General features: G+C 60.9%; 14 protein-coding genes and 1 tRNA gene. 7 read left to right on the top strand and 8 right to left on the bottom strand.

The genetic code is table 11. The annotated features are described in order from the left end of the window. The coding region (locus AB7F41_RS15245) for a hypothetical protein (protein ID WP_428406664.1) at positions 1 to 1,845 on the top strand (1,845 nt) is incomplete at its 5' end. A gap of 48 nt (positions 1,846 to 1,893) precedes the next feature. On the opposite strand, the gene hrpB is transcribed toward AB7F41_RS15245, so the two are convergent. Further along, complete coding sequence (gene hrpB / locus AB7F41_RS15240; RefSeq protein ID WP_428381741.1) at positions 1,894 to 4,377, bottom strand: ATP-dependent helicase HrpB; 2,484 nt, start codon at positions 4,375 to 4,377, stop codon at positions 1,894 to 1,896. 147 nt (positions 4,378 to 4,524) lie between these two features. Then, positions 4,525 to 5,514, bottom strand: coding sequence for a TIM44-like domain-containing protein (locus AB7F41_RS15235; protein ID WP_428381739.1), 990 nt, complete (start codon positions 5,512 to 5,514; stop codon positions 4,525 to 4,527). A gap of 197 nt (positions 5,515 to 5,711) precedes the next feature. Between AB7F41_RS15235 and AB7F41_RS15230 the strand changes: the two genes are divergently transcribed. From AB7F41_RS15230 to AB7F41_RS15205, 6 genes are all read left to right on the top strand, one after another. Continuing rightward, positions 5,712 to 6,515 carry a thymidylate synthase gene (locus tag AB7F41_RS15230; protein WP_428381737.1) on the top strand — a complete coding sequence of 268 codons (804 nt, stop codon included), beginning with the start codon at positions 5,712 to 5,714 and terminating at the stop codon, positions 6,513 to 6,515. Between the two features lie 5 nt (positions 6,516 to 6,520). Beyond that, entirely contained in the window at positions 6,521 to 7,036 is a 516-nt protein-coding gene (locus AB7F41_RS15225; RefSeq protein ID WP_428381736.1) for a dihydrofolate reductase, read from the top strand. A gap of 76 nt (positions 7,037 to 7,112) precedes the next feature. Next, a tRNA-Pro gene (locus AB7F41_RS15220) sits at positions 7,113 to 7,189 on the top strand. Between the two features lie 389 nt (positions 7,190 to 7,578). Then, a complete protein-coding gene (locus AB7F41_RS15215) occupies positions 7,579 to 8,079 on the top strand; it encodes an SRPBCC family protein (protein WP_428381734.1) in 501 nt (166 codons plus the stop codon). Positions 8,080 to 8,092: 13 nt separating this feature from the next. Next, positions 8,093 to 8,866, top strand: coding sequence for a PAS domain-containing protein (locus AB7F41_RS15210; RefSeq protein ID WP_428381732.1), 774 nt, complete (start codon positions 8,093 to 8,095; stop codon positions 8,864 to 8,866). Positions 8,867 to 8,910: 44 nt separating this feature from the next. Further along, on the top strand, positions 8,911 to 9,549 hold the full coding sequence (locus AB7F41_RS15205) for a cytochrome b/b6 domain-containing protein (RefSeq protein ID WP_428381730.1): 639 nt from the start codon (positions 8,911 to 8,913) through the stop codon (positions 9,547 to 9,549). A gap of 197 nt (positions 9,550 to 9,746) precedes the next feature. On the opposite strand, the gene AB7F41_RS15200 is transcribed toward AB7F41_RS15205, so the two are convergent. The 6 genes from AB7F41_RS15200 to AB7F41_RS15175 all read right to left on the bottom strand — a co-directional run bounded on the left by AB7F41_RS15200 (position 9,747) and on the right by AB7F41_RS15175 (position 19,452). Continuing rightward, positions 9,747 to 10,226: a hypothetical protein gene (locus AB7F41_RS15200; RefSeq protein WP_428381728.1), complete on the bottom strand. Its 480-nt coding sequence runs from the start codon at positions 10,224 to 10,226 to the stop codon at positions 9,747 to 9,749. Between the two features lie 1,186 nt (positions 10,227 to 11,412). After that, complete coding sequence (locus AB7F41_RS15195) at positions 11,413 to 14,058, bottom strand: TonB-dependent receptor (protein WP_428406663.1); 2,646 nt, start codon at positions 14,056 to 14,058, stop codon at positions 11,413 to 11,415. Between the two features lie 1,204 nt (positions 14,059 to 15,262). Continuing rightward, positions 15,263 to 16,516 (bottom strand): glycosyltransferase, encoded by a 1,254-nt coding sequence (locus tag AB7F41_RS15190; protein WP_428385535.1) that lies wholly within the window; start codon positions 16,514 to 16,516, stop codon positions 15,263 to 15,265. Between the two features lie 69 nt (positions 16,517 to 16,585). Next, positions 16,586 to 17,437 (bottom strand): ATP-binding protein, encoded by an 852-nt coding sequence (locus tag AB7F41_RS15185; protein WP_428385533.1) that lies wholly within the window; start codon positions 17,435 to 17,437, stop codon positions 16,586 to 16,588. A 419-nt stretch (positions 17,438 to 17,856) separates the two neighbouring features. Continuing rightward, positions 17,857 to 18,537 (bottom strand): response regulator, encoded by a 681-nt coding sequence (locus tag AB7F41_RS15180; protein WP_428385531.1) that lies wholly within the window; start codon positions 18,535 to 18,537, stop codon positions 17,857 to 17,859. A gap of 237 nt (positions 18,538 to 18,774) precedes the next feature. Then, complete coding sequence (locus tag AB7F41_RS15175; protein ID WP_428385529.1) at positions 18,775 to 19,452, bottom strand: hypothetical protein; 678 nt, start codon at positions 19,450 to 19,452, stop codon at positions 18,775 to 18,777. Positions 19,453 to 20,008 lie beyond the last annotated feature (556 nt).

Raw genomic sequence — 20,008 nt, 5'->3', positions numbered from 1 at the left:
TCCTCCGCGCATGTTCCGCTTCTATGGATGCTTGGAGAGGTCGCAAAATCGGCGGGTCAAGACCCTGCGACAGAGCTCGTTTTTCGAGACGGCGCTTTAGAGGAATTCTGCAGGATCGCCACCCCTTTCGGGCCTCTTCACGACTCGCGCTCCGGTCTCGCGATCCTTTATCGATACGACCCGCGCGCGGTTTCGAAGACGGACGCCGAGGGCAACCCCTATTTCCAACCCACCATTCATCATTCCGTCGTCGAACGCCTCGTCAAGGGACATGAAGATTACGCGCCGATCGCGCTCGGCGCCGCAAAAGTCGAAGAAGACGAAGCGGAAGTGGAGATGCCCGACGGGTCCGCGGCCAAGCCGAAAGCCGGTCCGGGCTATCAACCCGTCACGCCCGCCGATGAGGCCGCCGTGCCAGCATTCCTGCGCGCAGGACTGAAAGAGCGAATAGAGTATGCCAAAGCCGCGCTCAACGCCCTTGACGATCCCAAATATGCGGAAATGGAGATCGCACGCGATTTCGTCTGGCTGAAACGCATCCTCTATTTCTTTTTCTTCGGTCTTTTCCTGGTCGTGCTGCTGCTGCCGATCGCCGATGAACTCATCGATTGGATAGGCGGCCTGATTCCGGACTTCGGCGGCTCCCTCAAGTTCCTGCCGTGGCTTCAATCCATTCTGGACGCGCTCTCGAACGTCTTTGGAGGCGTGGGAGACGCAATTCTCTCGATCACGCCCGCCTGGCTGACCGCGCATGTGCAGGCCGCGCTGGAGCACCCGCTGTTCGTCATCGCGCTCATCCTCATTTATTTCGGCCTGAACGCGCTCAACGACAAATATCAGGACAGCATCCAGTATCACGCCCGGCGCGCATGGAATGTCGCCGGAGAGCAATCCAGGAAGGTCGCCGGCGTGGAGCCGGGGCCGCTCGCGCGTCTGGTCCGCTGGTTGCGCAACAGCCCTGTGCGGCGCGAACTGGTCGCGGTGACGCGTCCGATCTTGCCGGTCGTCTACGCGCTCGCCTTCCTCGTGGCGCCTGTCCTCATTGTGGCGAATCGCGCAGGCTTCAACTTCCTCGTCGGGAAGGGCTCCGTCTGCGAAGCTTCGAACGACGCTCAGTGGCTTGGCGCGCGCGCCGCTCCTAAAGAGTTTCACACCAGCGATCCATGCTGGGCCAGCGGCTGGCTGGTGGAGCGCGGCGCGCCCTATCGTCTCACGATCAATGTCGATCCAAGAAACGGCCATCAACCGTGGCTCGATCAGTTGATCCTGACGGACCCTTACGGCTTCGACAGCGCCGGGTTCGCTCTGTCGGCGGCGACCGTTCTGCGCCGCTGGCCGTCAGCGGCGTGGTTCCATCCGATCGCGCGCATCGGCTCGCGCGGCGAGGTCGAATGGCCGCTCATTCCGAGCGACGGCGGCGGCGCCCTGCCCTCGCGCGGCCGGCGCTGCACCCGCCTGCCGATCCGTTACGATGAAACGCCGGAGCACGCGGAATTCTGCAAATCGGCGCCGAACGCCGCCTCCTGCAGCGCAGGGATGGCGTTGTCGGTCGCAGATCCGCTGCCGTCCGACGAACTCGACGCGGCGACGCGCGCCTGGACCCGCGACACCTTCGAGCTCGACGGGCGCAGCTGCAGCTCTCCGTTTCCGCGCACGACCTTCATGTCCGAGTTCATCGCGCGCGACACGGGCGAACTCTTCCTTTTCGTGAACGACGCGGCGCACATCGCCTGGCCGGGACGCGACCAGATTTTCTATAAGAACAACACAGGCACGGCGACCATCACGATCGAACGGCTGCCGCGCGCCGAAGCGCCAGCGACGACCGCGAGCAGCGCGCCATGATCGAGAGGCGCGGCTGACTTGACATCGCGCGTCGTCTCGCCGCGTCGTTCACGCGCCCCGCGGCTTGGCGCGCGTCGTCGGCTGCGCCGTCGCAGGATCGTCCGGCCAGAGATGGCGCGGGTAGCGCCCTCTCATCTCCTTTTTCACCTCGTTCCAGGAGCCTTTCCAGAAGCTCGGGAGATCGCGGGTGGTCTGGATCGGACGATGCGCCGGAGACAACAGTTCCAGCGTCAAGGGCGCGCGACCGCGCGCAAGCGTCGGGTGTGTTGAGAGCCCGTAAAGCTCCTGGACGCGCACCGCGAGGATCGGCCCGTTCTCGGTCGAATAGTCGAGCGCATGTCGCGCACCGGCGGGCGTCTCGAAATAGGCAGGCGCTTCCGCGTCGAGCCTGCGCGACAGATCATAGGGAAGAAGCCCGGCGAGCGCCGCCTCGAGATCGTCGGCCGCAATGTCCGCGAGCGATGCGCGCTCGACGATGAATGGCGCGAGCCAGTCTTCGGCGCCTGCCGCCAAAGCGGCGTCCGACAAATCCGGCCATTCGTCGCCCTCGGCGCGGCGCAGAAAATCGACGCGGTCGCGCCGTTGCATCTGCGCCTTCGTCCACGGCAGGCGGGCCACGCCGAGGCCCGCGACGCCGCGCGCGAGCATCCGCGCATGTTCCGCGCCGGTCTCGACCCCCAGATTGCGCTCGGACAGACGTATCGCGCCGAGGCGCCGGAACGCGCGGCGCCGCAGGCTGGCGCTCGTCGCGTCGAAGCTTGTTTCGTCGCGCGTCTCGATGCGGTCGGCGGCGATCCGCTCGACTTCCTCGGCGGCGAGCGCGCAGGCGGCGAGAATGCGCGCCTGCGCCGCGCGGCCCGCCGTTTCCGCCACGACGAGAAAGGGCGCGCGCGACAGCGGATCTTCGATCGGCAATGTCGCGGCGCGGCCGTTCGCCATCAGAAACTCGCCGCGCCCGCTGCGCGATTTCGCCATCCGCTCGGGATAGGCAAGCGCGAGCAGCGCGCCGTCGGAAAGACGCCCTTTCCCTGTCGAGGGCTGAGACGAGGGCGTTGCGCGACCCGCCAGCCTCGCCCATTGCGCAGCGAGCCGCAGCGCGTCGCGCGCGCGCTTCGAATTCTCGCCGTGCAGGCGCTCGAGCCGATGCGAAAGGTCGGCGTCGGACCCGCCGAGGCCGCGCTCGGAGAGCAGCATCGCGAGTTCAGCGGCGCGCTTGGCCTCGCCATGGCGCACGGCGTCGACCGTCATCCGCGCCAGACGCGGCGCGAGCGGCAGGGCGCGCATGGCGCGTCCCCTGTCCGTCAGCCGGCCGTCTTCGTCCAGCGCGCCGAGCGCGCGGTCGAGGGCGACGGCCTCCTTCCAGGCGGGCGCCGGCGGCGGATCGAGCCATCTGAGACGCCCCGGATCGCTCACCCCCCAGGCGGCGAGATCGAGCGCAAGGCCCGAGAGATCGGCGTCGAGGATTTCCGGCGCGGCGAAGGCCGGGAGCGCCGCCGTCTGCGGCTCGTCCCACAGGCGATAACAGACGCCGGGCTCCGTGCGGCCGGCGCGGCCGCGACGCTGATCGACGCTGGCGCGCGCGGCGCGCACCGTTTCGAGCCGCGACAAACCGAGATCCGGTTCGAAGCGCGGCGCCCGCGCCAGACCACTGTCGACGACGACGCGCACGCCTTCGATGGTGAGCGAGGTTTCGGCGATCGATGTGGCGAGCACGATCTTTCGGCGGCCGGCCCGCGCCGGCGCGATGGCCCGGTCCTGTTCGCCGCGGTCGAGCGCGCCATAGAGCGGCGCGACGTCAACGTCGTCCGGCAGGGCGGACTCGGCAAGGCGCGCGGCGACGCGCGCGATCTCGCCCTGCCCCGGCAGAAAGGCGAGGATCGAGCCCCGCTCTTCGCGCAGCGCCCGGAGGATCGCGCGCGTCATCGCGTCTTCGACGCGCGCATTGGCGTCGCGTCCGAGATAGCGGGTCTCGACGGCGAATGCGCGCCCCTCGCTTTCAACCGTTTGGGCGCCCATCAGTGTGGCGACGCGCGCGCCGTCGAGAGTCGCAGACATGGCGATGAGCCGAAGCTCCTCGCGCAGCCCCGCCTGCGCGTCGAGCGCCAACGCCAGGCCGAGATCCGCGTCGAGCGAGCGCTCGTGATATTCGTCGAACAGCACGCCGGCGACGTCCTCGAGCGCCGGATCGTCGAGGATCATCCGCGCGAAGACGCCTTCGGTGACGACTTCGACGCGCGTTCGCGCCGAAACTTTCGACTCGAGGCGCATGCGCAGGCCGATCGTTTCGCCGACGGTCTCGCCGAGCGTCGCGGCCATGCGGTTGGCCGCCGCGCGCGCCGCAAGACGCCGCGGCTCCAGCAGAATGAGCTTGCGGCCCTTGGCCCAACCGGCGTCGAGCAGCGCCAGCGGAACGCGCGTCGTCTTGCCGGCGCCGGGCGGCGCGACGACGACGAGATTGCATGACGCCGAAAGCGCCGACCGGATCGCCGGCAGCGCGTCGTCGATCGGCAGCGCTGAACGCTCATTCGTCATGGGAGAGGCGCGCTTCGTGAGTTCATTGTCTACAGCGCGTCGCACATTGCGGAGGTCGACCGCCGGGTCAAGGCGCCGAGGTTCGCGGCGCCAACGAAAAACCCCTCCCTTGTGGGGAGGGGCCAAAGATCGCTGCGAAGGCGGACCTTACGCCGCCTGTTGGATCGCCGACAGCTTCCAGTCCCGCGCGCCGGCGCCGGACGGCCGATGGAACGTCCAGGCCTCGGTCGTCTCCATTGCGCCAGGCGAGCCGGGCGCCGGCTTGCCGGTGGCGCGATCGAGAATCTCGTCGTTGAGCGCGAAACGCATCGCGACGGTGGCGTATTCGTCGACGCCTTCGCGCCACGCCTCCGACAGGTCGCCTTGCAGCAGCTTGACGTCGGAGACGCGGTTGGCCACGCCTTTGCGCCGGTTCTCCTCCAGCTCGTCGTCGAAATAGGACGCCATTTCCGCCGTCGACATGGCGCGCAGCGCGCCAATGTCCTCGCGGCTGTAGGCGGCCTGAGTTTCGCCGAGCAACCGCTCGAAGGCGTTGAAGTCCTCAGCCGCGAGCCTGATCGGCTGCGCCATCGCCGCTTCCGGCGCGGCGCCCGAGCCGAAGCCCGCCGCGCCGAATGGCGCGCGTCCCATAAAGGGCGAGGTAAACCCGGGGCTTGGACGATGGCCGGCCCCGGCCATGACGTTGGCGTTGCGGCGGGCGAACCAGTTGAAGGCGAGCCGCGCCAGGAAGACCAGCAGGGCGATCTGCAGGAGCAGGCCGATCACCGAAGCGAAGCCCATCATGCCGCCAAACAGACCGTGACCGGTCAGGAGGCCGATCAAACCGGCGCCGAGCAGGCCGCCGGCGAGACCGCCCATAAGACCACGGCCGAATGAGCCGCCAAAAGCCCCGCGAGGCTGCCCCATCGGGCTCGCCATGCCGGGCGCCGGCCGCGGCGCGGCGCTGCGATCGAAGGGCGACGCCGTTCCCGGCATGGTGCGGGTCGAAGGCGGCGCGGACCACGTGCGAAAGCCGCGGCTGCCAAAACTGCCGCCGCGGCCCATGCGCGCTTCGGCGATGGCCGGCGCGAGCGCCAGCAGCAGCGCGAGCGCAAGAGAAATCAGCGACCCACGCTTAAGCATGAAGAAACGCGACATTTTCCTGTCCTCAAGATTAGGGGAACGACGCTCGAGCCGCATATATAGGAACCCCGGAGCGCCCGCGCAAAGGCTTGGCCGGCGCAATCGGTCGCCCCGCGACCCAAACCCTGCGGTCGCCCTTTGCTTCATACGCCGGGCAAGGAGTATGGAGTGGTCGCGAATTCTTCTTCCCCAGCGCAATTCGATCCAGCGACATGCGTCAATATCTCGACCTCTTGGATAAGGTCCTGCGCGAGGGCGTGCGCAAGGACGATCGCACCGGCACCGGAACGCAGTCGCTTTTCGGCCACCAGATGCGCTTCGACCTTTCGCAAGGGTTCCCGCTGGTGACCACCAAGCGCGTGCATCTCAAATCGGTGATCCACGAGCTGCTGTGGTTCCTGAGAGGCGAGACCAACGTCAGATATCTGCGTGAGAACGGCGTCACGATCTGGGACGAATGGGCCGACGAGGACGGCGAACTCGGACCCGTCTACGGGGCGCAGTGGCGCCGGTGGCCGGCGGCGGGCGGAGAGATCGATCAGCTCGCGAATGTCGTCGACGAGATCAAGCGCAATCCGTTTTCGCGGCGGCTCCTCGTCTCGGCCTGGAATCCGGCGGAGGTCGACAAGATGGCCCTGCCCCCCTGCCACTGCCTGTTCCAGTTTCATGTCGCGGACGTCGACGGCGAAAAGCGCCTCTCCTGCCAGCTCTACCAACGCTCGGCCGACGTGTTTCTCGGCGTGCCCTTCAATATCGCGAGCTACGCCCTGCTGACGCATATGGTGGCGCAGGTCACGGGCTGCGCGCCGGGCGACTTCGTCCATAGCTTCGGCGACGTCCATCTCTATCTCAATCATGTCGAGCAGGCGCGCCTTCAGCTCTCGCGGGAGCCGAAGCCCCTGCCTCGGCTGGAGCTCAATCGCGACGTGCGCGCGCTGTTCGACTTCCGCTACGAAGACGTGCGCGTCGAAAATTACGATTCCTGGCCGGCGATCGCCGCGCCGATCGCGGTCTAGCCGCGATGGCGCCGAAGATCGTCGCCGTCGTGGCGCGCGGACGCAACGGCGTCATCGGCGTCGCCAATGGCCTCCCCTGGCGGCTCTCGAGCGACCTCAAGCGCTATAAGGCGCGCACCTGGGGCAAGCCGATGATCATGGGACGCCGCACCTTCGAATCGATCGGGCGGCCGCTGCCGGGGCGCGAAAGCGTCGTGCTCACCCGCGACCCGCATTTCAGCGCCGAGGGCGCGCATGTCGCGGCCAATCCGCCCGAGGCCCTGGCGACGGCGCGTCGACTGGCCGATCTGCTCGGCGCGGACGAAATCATCATCGCGGGCGGCGAGGACATCTATCGCCTCTTTCTCGATCTCACCGACGTCATCGAACTGACCGAGGTCGCCGTCGATATCGTCGGCGACGCGCATTTTCCGGCGCTCGATCCGCAAGATTGGCGGGAAATTGCGCGCGAAGCGCCGGCCCGCGGACCGAAAGACGAGGCGGACTTCGCCTATGTCACGCTCGAGCGGCGCCGCGCCTGACGCGCTTGAAACCAGTTGCGGCGCAATCCGGCTATCGATATAAAACGCCCCGAAAGCGGCTTTTGGCCATTTCAATCGGAGTGTAGCGCAGCCTGGTAGCGCACCTCGTTCGGGACGAGGGGGTCGGAGGTTCGAATCCTCTCACTCCGACCAGCAAAATCAGTCACTTAAGAAAATTGAACGCGTCCGTGGCCACTGAAATGGCCACTGAAACAAGCCCATTTTTGCACTCCGGCTTGACCAAGCATGGCGCGTGTTCTTTCTCTGTTCCCAATATCGAACGGGCGCCGTATTCCTCAAAACACAGCCGAATATACGCGCTGGCTCGCGGGCCAAATCCTCCGTCGATATCGTCTAACCTAGTTCGAGCCCGACACCGCGATGTTTCTCGCGATGGCGCTTGAAGGCTGTGCGAACTGGCTCGTGGCGCTTGCTTGTAGCGTCGGCAGCTTTTGCTCCGCAATTGGCGAGTTTCGCTGTTTTAAATGGTCCAACTCCAACCAAATTCGCCGGTAACGGCGCTCGGCATTACAGGAGCCGAAATGTTTGATCTGGGAATGCCGAAATCGGTGTCAGGCCATGCCGCGCATGACATCAGCGTCTCTATCGAGCGTGTGTTCGATTTTGTCGCAGAAAATTTCTTTGAAAACTATCCCCGATGGTGTCCTCAAGTCGTCGAGGTCATTCCGCTTGACAGTGACGTCGTTCACATCGGGGCCAGAGCCCGCCAAACAACTCTCGAGAATGGCGTTCAAACGACATCTACATTTGAGGTATCCAAACTCGATCCGCCAAGCGCCTTTGAAATCTCGGGGATATCGGACCATTTTAGAGGCGTGTACAAATTCAGCAAGAAAAATTCAAATGAAACAACGATCTTCTTTCAATTTGAATTTCAGGAAATAGATTTTGCGATGAGACCTTTTCGCAAGCTGATAGAGCGAGCGTTGAAGGAAGGCGCTCAAGCAACTATTCAAAACATCGCATCGCTACTGGAGCAGCATGAGACCGAGTCGGGCGCAAAGCGCTCTTCCTTGTCTTAACCGGAGAAGAAGCATGTTTATTGTGCAGAAAGACGGCGGCTTAATCCCGAGGGTGCTCACTCAGATACTTGATTCATGCGTGAATGGAGTCACCCTGACTGATCCCGACATCGAGGACAATCCAATTGTCTATGCCAATAAAGCTTTTGAAGACATATCTGGCTATACTCAAGATGAAATCGTCGGACGAAACTGCCGCTTTCTTCAAGGATTGGATCGCGATCAGCCAGAGCTTGACAGGCTTCGTGAAGGGTTAAAGGCATGCCAATCGGTTGAAGTGACATTGCGCAATTATCGCAAGAATGGAACCTTATTCTTGAATAGGCTTGTTGTAAAACCGCTTTTTGATAGCGATGGTAAGGTCGTTTATTTCTTAGGCGTGCAATACGACGTAACTAACATGTACCGCGCCAACGAAGGGGCTCTCGCTCTTCTAAATTTGAACACGTTGCCCCGTCCGTTACCGGAGTTTGCACGCTCAGCGCATAGTGGACGATATATCTATTGCAACGATGAATTCATTCGCACGTTTTTGGTTCCTTTCAGTATGGGTCGCGACAATATAATTGATATGGATCACGAGACCTTATGGGGGCCGAAAATCGCGCCGATCTTCCGAAGTCTCGATGAAATTGTCGTTCAGCGGCCAGATAAGCGCGGCGCGCTTCGAGACGTCACGTTTCCCGGCGATGAGCGCGTTTACGACATTTTTAAATGGGCGATCGTTGACCCGCAGAGCGGAGAAATTGAGAGCTTCTTTACGACGATCATTCCGAAAGATTTTTAAGGTGCAACGTCTCGTTCCGGCGCCGTTGTGGAAAATTGCGTCAAATGTCCGGCATTCGTAACGATGACAAGATCGTACACCCGCTCTGGGTGCGCATCGTTCACTGGATCAATGCATTCGCGGTTTTTGCGATGATCGGCAGCGGATGGAAGATCTATAACGCATCGCCGATTTTCGGTTTCACCTTTCCTTCCGAACTTACGATCGGCGGATGGCTTGCGGGCGCGCTTGCTTGGCATTTCGCTGTGATGTGGTTGCTCGTCGCGAATATCATAGGGTATTTAATTTTCGGGCTCTTGACGGGGCACTTTTGGCGAAACCCTCTCTCGCTCCCACCCATCGCCGCCTATCGCGATTTGAAATCAGAATTAGCAGCATTGGCTGCTCATACCCCGGGCGTCTACAGTCCGATTCAACGTGCGCTCTACATTTATGTAGCCGTAATGCTCATCATTGTTGTTGTGTCCGGTCTCGCAATCTGGAAACCGGTCCAGTTTCAGACGCTCACGAATTTTTTTGGCGGCTATGACACTGCGCGCGAGGCGCATTTTTTCGCGATGATTGGAATTGTGATGTTTCTCGCCGGCCATATTCCACTGGCGTTTATTTTCAAGGCTACGCTGCGATCTATGATCACGGGCAAATTGCGCGCTCCGCTGCGAAAACGAACTCCAAAAGCCTAGATCTTTTCCCAATTATAGATGTCCCGCTCCATTTAGACGAACGCCAGGAACGCTGTGGCTCAAATATCCCACGACCTTTTTCACGACAGAGGCTCCGCCCTTGTCCTTTTTATAACGGCTCCTGCGTCGGGATCATTGCTTCAGCTCACCGTCCAGCGTCAATCTCAACCGCTCCGTGGACACGATTGTCTTTTTGCTCAAGGTTTGGCGCGACACGTCGCAATCGCTTCCTGCCAAGACTTGCGGCTATTGTTGACCTGAATCTGGAAGCAATTGACCGTCTCGTAAGGATCGCTCGTGCATGCGCACAGGTCGTCGAGGTTCTTTTGCTGCCAGTGTCTCGAGGCGGAATTCTCAGGATCGTCGATCCGCCAAAGGATATTGTCTTGTACGAGTTCTTCACAGGCTTGCTTCTTTGCCAACTCGCAAGCCCCTCGCGCGGAACGATCACTGACAGATGAGTCGAGAGCAAGAATGGTCGACCGAAATCGTCTGGCTTCCGTCGGGTAGGACAAATCGGAAGCCGCATCCGCTCGGCCGTCGATTGCGCTGAAGGGATTCGGCTCAGCGCACACGAAGCCAAACGAGCTGTTTGCTGCCGTGAACACTGCAACAAACAGCAAGGAAGCCAGCTTCGAATCATGGAACGCAAACTTGTATCGCGCTGGATCAATCACGACACACCCCTTCCGATCAAGCACCGCACCATTAAGCGCAGCTGTTTCTTCGAATTCGTCGCGTCTTACCTTGAATGGAATTCTGGAACCTCTACAACGTTGCTGGCGACTGCGACGGAAACAACCCCGGCCAGGATCACCGCCAAGCTGAAAGCGGCGACGGAGTAGAAACACAAACTGTAGATGGAGTCAGCGGCTCGAAGGGCGAAGTTCCTAAGCGTGCTCGGCTCATGCGATATATTCATCATGATCGCTAACCTCTCTCGCAAACCGGCGATTTGCGCCGGCAGATGAACGCTTTTTAGTTTGCTCAGTGGGGATGAGTTTCGTCTCAGCTTTCCATGGCTGCTAGGCGACTCAATGCCCCTGGCAGGCCGCTGAAAAGCCCATTCCGTCGCAGTGCGAATCCGATTGGGGCTCGGTTTCCGCCTGTTGTGTTCTGGTGTCGACCATTCGGTTTGGGTTTTTCCAACAGCCTGCCAGAGCATTAGCGTGTTCAGACCTTTCTTGAATTGCGCGCAAGGAGGATCGGAAGACCGACGACCAGTATGGCGGCTCCCGCCCAAATAATCAGTTCGTTCATTTCAACCTCCAGAACGTTTGCGCTGACAGCGCATTTCATGACTCTGAATTTGGCGTCTCTCTGATCGTTAGCAGCAACGGATTTTGCCAAAGTGCAGGAGATTTCTGCCACAAGGCTGCAGGCCTGGGGGCCCGCTCACCCGCCGCCGCGCACAACGGCAGTGGGGCTCAGGCGGTCTCTCCCGCCAATTCGTTCGTTGATCAAATGATCGCCCGGATCAGAATGTCCGGTTGGTCGGACTCAGAATGTCCGCGGCATGGCGCGACGAGAACCGGTGAGCAAACGATCACCCAGGTTGCCGGCATGCTTATCAAGGGTATCGACAGGCGTCGTTGCTCAAGCAGCGCGCCGGCCTTGAGCCCGGGCGACCGAGCATGCGCCAAGTTCTCGCCGCTTGGAGCGACCCGCCTGCTGCCCTACCCGCGCGGTCATGTCGGCACCGTCGAATCCCGCCACGGTTGGCGTCGCCTTCCGCGCGCGCGCAGTTGGATGACTTGGCGTCGAGAGTGTTCCGCGCGGGGCCGACGGGATGCTTGGCGAGACTCACGCCAGCCTCGCCAAGCGAATCATGGTCCACCGCGTTTCGGAACCATCTTGCGACAATCACCTGAACGCGGTTGTGCCGCTGGAGGCGCCCCGATCGACCGTTACGCCCGCCGCCTTGGGTTCGCCCAAATCATAGTTGAGCGCGAAAAAGAACATGCGCTGCGGGTAGGGGTTCGGGTTGGTGTAGGCTTTCCAGTTGCCGATGTTGTTGACGCCCACGGACGCCGTCCAGTTGGGCGCGAACTTGTACCGCACCTTCGTGTCAAAGAAGAGGATCTCGCTGTCCGAATTGCCGTAGGTGTTGTGGTTCCAGTCGGTGTTGGCAAGACTGACATAGGCGGCGGAGGAATAGCGCACGCCCAGCGAGACGGAGAGGTCGCGCGTTGGACTGTAGGTCGCCGCGCCGCGAAGGCGAATGCGCGGTATGCGGGGATACTGACGTCCCGCGAAGAAGACGCCAGGGACCCCATTCGCAAAGTTGAGGAACGACGGACTCCCGGTGAAGTCGAAGGATGAAAGATTCGATAGGATTTTCGAGTCGGTGAATGTCACGCCGCCGGAGAAGTCGAGGCCCGGAGTAAGTATGTCTTTCATCTCCGCGGCGGCTTCGATGCCCCGGAACCGCGCCCTATCGATGTTCGCATTCGAACTCACGCCTACGCCGAAGGGACCAGTGATCCGCTGATTGACGATGGCGTTCCAGCGTTCATCGAGGAACAGGCTGATGCGCGGCATGAAAAGACCGATCGAGCCGTCAAACGCGTCAACCCACCGGTATCGCGCCGTCAAGTCGTAACAGGTGCAGATTTCCGTTTGAAGGTTTGGATTATTGACGACCACGGTGTTTGTCGCAGAGGTGATCGCCTGGAACAGTTCGGTGACGGTCGGGAAGCGATAGGCGCGTCCCATCGACCCACGAAAATAGAGTTCTGGAGTCGCCTGCCATTCAAGCGCAGCCTTGGGCGAAAAGGCGCTCTTGTGCGAATCGGGATACATCACGCCGCTGGCGCCTTGCGGGGTGAGCGTAATCGGCAACGTCGCATTGTTGACTCCCAAGCCGCCGGTGGCGTTTGAACCGTCGATGGCGCGCCAAAATTCGCCGCGCCCGCCCAGGATCAACTTCCAATCCGGCATAAATTTCCACACATCCTGGATATACATGGCCGCCGTCTGGGTCTTGCCGTAATTGACCGCCTGAAGCGACAGCGGGTAATTGCTTGGCCAGGACACGGTGCTCGTCTGTGTCGTCGCAAGGCTGTATTGGTCGCCATGGGCGCCGAACGACACTTCATGACTCTTGAGAAATTCGTCCTGTGGACGCCAAATGAAGCGCGTGTCGACCGTGCGCCAATAGGTTCCGGTATTGACGGCGTTCAGCCCGCGCGGATCGATGTTATAGGTGGGCGAACTCAGACTGTTGTTCGGACGAAGTCCATAAGACTGGGCTCTGTTGTCGAAATCGCGCAGGAAATTGTACGACGTCATTGAGAGATCGAAGTCGAATACGCCACCCGTATCGCTTCTCAGCTCCAGCGCCTGCATCAGATGAGTGGCGCCGTCGTGCGCGGGATTGATGCCGCCTGGACGGCTCACAAAATTTCCGACCTTAAGAAGCCCGTTTTGATTGTTGTAGATCGGCACGCCGTTCTTGTCGTAGACGAAGGTTTGAACATAGGCGTCCGTGTTCAAATTCCAGAGCCCGACGGAGTATTTGGCGCGCACAAGCGGCGCAATGTCATAAGAAAGTTTGACTTTCGCCATGTGGCTTTGCACATGCTCGGCGCCGGTGGCGCCGCTGTAAAGACCCGGCAAGCCTTCTTGATTGAAACCCAGAACGCCGCCAAAAACTGGCGTGCCTCCGCCTCCCGGTCTGATTGTAGGGCTCGGGAAAGTGGGGAAGAACTGCGCCTGACCCTGATTGTCGAGATATTCGTACCCGACCCAATATCTAAAGTCATTGATGCGGTCGCCCACCAAGATGTTCATGAGGCCGCCGAAATTCATCTCCTTGCGGGCAAAAAGATTGTATGGCTGCAGCAATTCCGTCCCGTATGCGCGAACTTCGAAATTGTCCGGCATGCGCGTGGTCATCGTCCACACGCCGCCGATGGCGTTGCCCGGATAGAGCGCCGAGAACGGCCCATAGATCACATCGATGCGGGAAATTTCTGCGGGCGAAACCATGCCCCACCGCGGCGCGAAGTTGAAGCTGTTGCCGAGTAGGTTCGAAAGCAGCACGTTGTCCGCGTAGACGAGCGTCTTGGCGGTTTCGATGGTGCCCGTCGTACGTCCGGAAACGGCGGCGTTTCTATCGCCGGGATAGCGTTCGCGCACCCAGATCGACGGCAGATAGCGGAAGGCGTCTGCCGAGGTCACGATATTTGTGGTCTTGAATATCTCCTGACGCGTCCGGCTCTCGACCACGGCCGGAATGTTCGCCGGCAATGTGCGGCTGAACGGCGCGGGCTTCGGCTCCACGTAACGATCGCCGCCCCCGGATCCTTGCCCCGAAGGCGCAGGCGCGGCGGTGGCGGCGCGTCCCGCGCCGCCGGCGCCTTGACCCGCTGGACCTCGACGCACGGGACCCCGCGCGCCGCCGATATTGATGGTGGGGAGCGCCTGCTGCGCTTCGGCGACCGAGGCGATGAACAGGCTGAGCACTGCGAGAGAGGCGCCTCCGAAGAGGCGAGAACGACGGATCATGACAGTAGCTTCCTGGCGATGCCGACGCGCGGATGCGCCATCTCGGCCAGCGACCAACTCAAGTTGGGCGCGGCGTTCCGGACAGATTGTCGGCGCGTGTTGACGTCTGTGTTTGGCGAATTGCGCGCAGAGCCAAAAGGATGCGCATCACGCGCCTATGCGGCGCGCATTAGCCTGTCGGCGTCAGGCGCTCGGCGGCGCGCGCGCGCGATGACGTCGATCGACGCTCGCAGCTAAGGGGGGAAATTCTGCGAATGGGACGCTGATCAGCAGATAGCTGAACGACGCCGGAGCGCGGTCTGTCCAATCAGTACTGTAAAAAGCCGGCGGATCGGAGTGCCGGCAGCATGGCTCACAACCATGATGACGGTGAGTTTTCTCTTGATTCCCTGCTCCGGTTGGTTGGGCCGCCGGCGAACGCTGACATAAAGTCGATAGCGTCTCGTGCGGGCCTCCCGACGCGCCGCGCGCCACGACAGCCGTGCCGGCCACGGTCTGTGCGACCATGGCGAGCACAAGCAGCAGCGCGCGAAGAAATGGGAGGCGCATGCGCCCTTCCTCAGGCAAATCCGGTGCGCGATCATTTACAGTCGCTTGCGATATGACAAGTCCAAGCGCGTTCGCGCACGGCAAAAAAACTTGTCATGTGTCAAACGTGTCACAGTCGCTTCACGCTCACGCAGTCGCCCTTTTGAACCAGGACTCGCGCTTGTGAGGCGACGCCGCCGCAAACGACCTGGGCAAGAAGGGGCCACTGAGCAGCTACCGATTGAGCGGAACAGATCAAAAACATTCGGTGACGAACAGTATCTGAACGCATTGAAAATAAGCGCTAATCAGAAAGCATCTCGCATTCGTGTCGAGGGGCCGCGCGGGACCGTTCAAAGACCGTCGCGCTGATCCCCTTGCGGCGACGCCGCTCAATGTTTTCTCGCGTTCCAGGCACAACGCCGATTTCATCGGCGACAGCTTCGGATGCGGAGGTGAGCCCGCCAAAGCCCACCTCCGCCACGCGCAGTCGCGGCCATAGGAAAGCCGCTGTTATCCTCGCTTCGACGCGCCCGGCAGTGCGTCTCTAACGAGTTCTCCGCCGGGCGTGCGGCGAAGCCTTGAAACTATTGCCCCGCCTTCCACAGGACTCGACGCTTGCCGCTGCGCTACCGTGAGACATTCTGGGCTCTTGCCGTGCGCGCGACGCTTTTCTTCACGTCGTTTGCATCCGCGCCATCAGCTTGCATGCGATGTCGCCGAGCCGCGCCGCATAGCGGTCGGGCGAAAATCGCGTTTCGTACAGCAGGCGCGTGTCGCTCGTCGTTGGATCGCTTTGTCCAGCGATGCGACATTTGACCATGGCGGCGCCGAATTCGCTGGCGTCATCGGCGATGAACACATTGCGAAGCTGCGACGGGTCGATCCCCATGCCCCTGAACGCCTTCGACGTCGCGACGATCGGCAGCCCGCTCGACAGAGCCTCCACGGTCTTGATCGACAGGCCGTGGCCTGCTTTTGTCGGAAGGAGAACCATGGACGCGTCAGCGTAAGCGGACTCTATGTCGTCTATCCTGCCGCGGAAAAGATGACGGCGCTCTTCATACAGCCGCCGCTCGCGGCTTTTCATGCCTTGCGCAATGTCGCCATAAATCGAAATCGACATTCCCGTTGCGCGCGGCGCAACATATTTCAGGAACCATCGGGCGCTGATGTAGTTGGCGGCGTTGTTGCCCGCGACAAAGACGGCCTGGTCGCCATTGGCGCCTGCGCGCACGGGAGCGATCGAAGGATAGATCAGTTCATGAAACGAGTGCGGCAGCAGCTGGCTGAACGTCGCATACTCGTCCGAATTCAAGTGAACGCAAACGTCGGCGCGCCTGAGCCAATCGAGTTCGACCGCCAGCAAACTGTCATAGCCGACATAGGGTGGGATGGTGAATCCCGTTCGATTGCGCAGCTCGTACTGCCGCGCCTGGATATCGTGCGTGTCGATTAATACGGGAATGCGGCGCCTCTCACGCATTTTCTCGACGAACGGCGTCACGAAGAAATGGTTGGCGTGGATCAGGTCGATGGAGTCGAGATCGAGCCCGGCGGGCAGAGGCGCGCGCTTCATCACCTCCACCAGCCAATTGGCGTGATCGCCATGAAGAAACGGCAACCAGCCGTCCGTCAGCAGCGAAGTCTTGAAAAGGTCCGCGATCGTGGCGGAGGATTCATATCTCTCGTCGGCGGCAAGGTCTTGACTGTGCGACCTGTAATCCGTCCAACGTCCGCCGCGGCCGACCGCAGGCGTGACATCGTCCATCAGCGCAATGGAAAGCACCCGCGCGCCAAGATATTTATAGGCTCTAATCTGACTGGCGATGACCTGATGCGTTCCGCAGGAATGCCATGCCGGATGCACGACTGCGACAGTTTTGCCCGATAGAGCGGCGCGGTCCGAACCTGATTGGTGTATCGACATCCTGATGACCCTCTTTGGGCCCCAAGATCGGACTCGCTAGAGACATTTATTTGCTCAATTTGTTTCGTTTTATTTCGAGGCCGCTTTCGGCAACGACACGCGCGCGATCAGCCCGCCGCCGGCCCGCTCCTCCAAAGTGAGGCGTCCGCGATGGGCTTCCGCGATCGTGCGCGCGATCGCCAAGCCAAGCCCGAATCCGTCGCTTGCCCCGGAGGACGCGCCTGCGTCGCCTCGCTCGAAAGGCTCCAGCATCGATTCTCTTCTGTCCTCGGGAATGCCGGGGCCCCTGTCGACGATCTCAACAACCGCCACGTCGTCGCTCTCCAGCAGCCTGACCTCGGGGCTTTCTCCGTATTTCACCGCATTGTCGATCAGGTTGGAAAACGCGCGCTCCAAATCGTCCGGACTGCCCAGAACGTTGACGTGATCGACTCCGTCGTAACGCGCGTCGGCGCCCGCATCGGCGAACTGGTCGACAATCGTCTGCAGCAGACTCGCCAGATCCAGCGCCACGACGTCCTGCTGAACCCCGCCGCGCAGATAATCCAGACAGCCGCGCACCATCGCTTCCATCTGATCGAGGTCGCGCAGCAGTTTCGTTTTCGTTTCGCCGCTTTCGATATATTCGGCGCGAAGCCGCATCCGCGTGATCGGCGTTCGAAGATCATGGCTGACGGACGCCAACATCCGCGTTCGCTGAGAGGCCATCTCGGCGATGCGGCGCTGCATGCGGTTGAAGGCCCGCGTCGCCTTCCGGACTTCTTCGGGACCGGTCTCCGCAAGCTGCGCCGGAACGCTGTCCAAACCGAAAGATTCTGCGGCGTTCGCGAAGTTGGTGAGTGGACGCGTGAGCGACTGCGCGGCCCATAGCGAAAAAATGAACAGGCTGATCGCGACGAAGCCGACGGTGATGATCGTCAAACGCGAAAATCCGGGAGGCCGGGGCGGAGCGTCGAGGACGAATTTCTGACCATCGCGCAACGCCCCGCTATATCGTCTGTCGCCATCATGGGATTGGATCTGGATTCCCGCGGGAACGCGGGACTGGAAATAAACGGGACGTCCTCCGTCAGGCGATTCGACTCCCGACTCCGGGAGCGCAATGCGCAACCTTGGAAGGTTCGCGTTAAACGCCTTGACGATGATCGGCCTCTCGGCTGGCGAGACGTCGTCCAACGCCGTCAGGATCGCCACAACGAAGGATGCGCCCGGGTCTCGAGGGGAGCCGGGAGCACGATCAGAGAGGAAGAGGATCGCGGTCACCGCTGCGTGGAACAGCCCGACGCACAGGAGGAGGAGAAGTCCCAACTGCACATTGATATTTCGGAACACGGACGCTTTCACTGAATGCTGACTTTCGCTGTGAACGTGTAGCCGATCGAGCGAACGGTCTGAATATATGCGGGGTCTCGCGGGTCGTTCTCGATCTTTTGACGAAGCCGGCTGATCAGGATGTCCACGCTTCGCTCGGTCGTTGACGCCGCTTTCAGTTCGTCGCGCGAGAATACTTTCCCGGGATTGCGGCAGAACGTCAGCAACAGGTCGAATTCCGCGCTTGTCAGGATCACCCGTACGCCGGTCGGCCCCAACAGGCGCCGCGCCGAAGGGTCGAGGAGGAATCCGGAAAAGCTATAAGCGCCAACCGTCTGCTCCGGCGGGATGTCGGGGGTCGTCCGCCGCAGGACCGCCCCGATGCGCGCGAGCAACTCGCGCGGGACGAAGGGTTTGACCAGATAATCGTCTGCGCCGAGCTCGATGCCGAGTATGCGGTCCGTGTCTTCGCCGCGCGCGGTCAGCATGATTACCGGGACGCGTCCCGTCGCCCGCAACCGCATGCAGATGGAAAATCCATCCTCCTTGGGAAGATTGACGTCGAGCACGATGAGATCGACCTGCTTGCTGGCGAGAACTTCGTCCATCTCTTTGCCGTCTTGGGCAAGCATCACCTCAAAGCCGTGATCGCTGAGATATTTCGAGACGAGCGATCGAATATCCTCGTCGTCCTCGACGACGAGGATCATTCGACTCTCTGCCGCACTTGGCGCGGTTTCGTTCAAGGCCGGAGATTTCATTGACTGAGCGCCACGCGCTCGCGGCGCGTTCCAGGCCGAAGGTTTCCTACGGCTGTGTCGAGATTCCGGCCTGATTGTTTCGTTTTGTTGCGGGCGACGTAACCTATTGCACCCCTCCCAGCGCCGACGCTCCGCCGCATCTTTTGCGAGCGGAAGCTAAGCCAGCGCGAACTCTCCGGCCTCTCTTTAAGAGGAGAGGCGTGAAAAAGAATCTGGATAAAATTTCAGGAGAAGATCTTTGTAGTAGCGAAGCATATATGAAATCACCCCTCTCGGCAAAGCGTCTCGCCATTCATCGCTGCTTCCGCAACGATAGTGCGATGAGAGATCGATCACGCCTTTCTGCCGGCCGGTGATTGCAGCAAATGAAAACGTGCCGGAGTCAGGCATCAGCGCATTTTTTAAAACCTCTGTTCGAGACAGCATGGCGAAGAAATCAGCCGTGTTTGAGGTTATGTCCTCCATACGCAGCGTCGCGATCCGCGAATCGTCATACGCCCATGAGCTGAGATCGCACAAAGGACCGTTCGTATCGGGTTGAAAGTGACTCGATTCCAGAAACGCCAGCGTCAACGCCATGCCAATGTCCTGGTCCACTTCGCTCAACACGCGCCGCTGCTCAACCAGGCAGTCCCATCCATCGATCGGATGGGTGCGGAGGTGGGAATAATATGCGGAGACAATGACGCTTAAGGGATTTCTGATGACATGCAGGCATTGCATGTTTCGGGACAGGTGATCTTTTATGGCGAAATAGTCCGCGTTCAACGCGATCACGATATCATTGCCCGAATGCAGCGCGCTTTCTATCGTATAACCTGACTTCTGGCATCGACGTCCCCACGGGATCGTGATGTATTTCAAGTTATTTCTATGACATATATCAGCAACAATCGACGTTAGCCACGTCGATGCACATTTGTGATGCGTGAATATTACGAGTTTTTTGCGTTTTTGAGCTAGCAATTGTAGCGGATTGGCGATGCGAAAAACTTTTGCCACCGTAGTCTCGTGTCACTAAGCAATGCAGCTCTATTCTCACTGCTTGAACCAGAAAGCGAGTTGATCGAAATTTCCGGGCAGGCGTGTCGAGAATTTGGCGTTCGTGTTTCATTTTGTTTCGAACAGACCCGACGCATTCCCGCCGTTAGAGCGAGCAGACGGCCGTCTGGCGCGCGAGGCGCGTCGAGCGCCGCTGCGGACGGTCCAGCATCTCAACGCCTGGGACGTTGCAACGCTTCGGCGGCCGTCGAAAATGGCTGCCGAATGCGCGATTGCCTATGCTGCGATTGCAAACCGATGGAGAGCCGCCAATGCTCGATGGAGTTATTCTGCTGTGGTTTCTTCTCACAACTCTGTCCGTCGCTTTTGTTGCGATCGATATTCGCGCGACGCCAGAATCCGCAGTGATGAAATGGGG

Origin of the sequence: Methylocystis sp. (genome assembly GCF_050251305.1) — a bacterium.
In the GTDB taxonomy this organism is placed as follows: domain Bacteria; phylum Pseudomonadota; class Alphaproteobacteria; order Rhizobiales; family Beijerinckiaceae; genus Methylocystis.
This window is presented reverse-complemented; position numbering and strand designations above follow the sequence as displayed.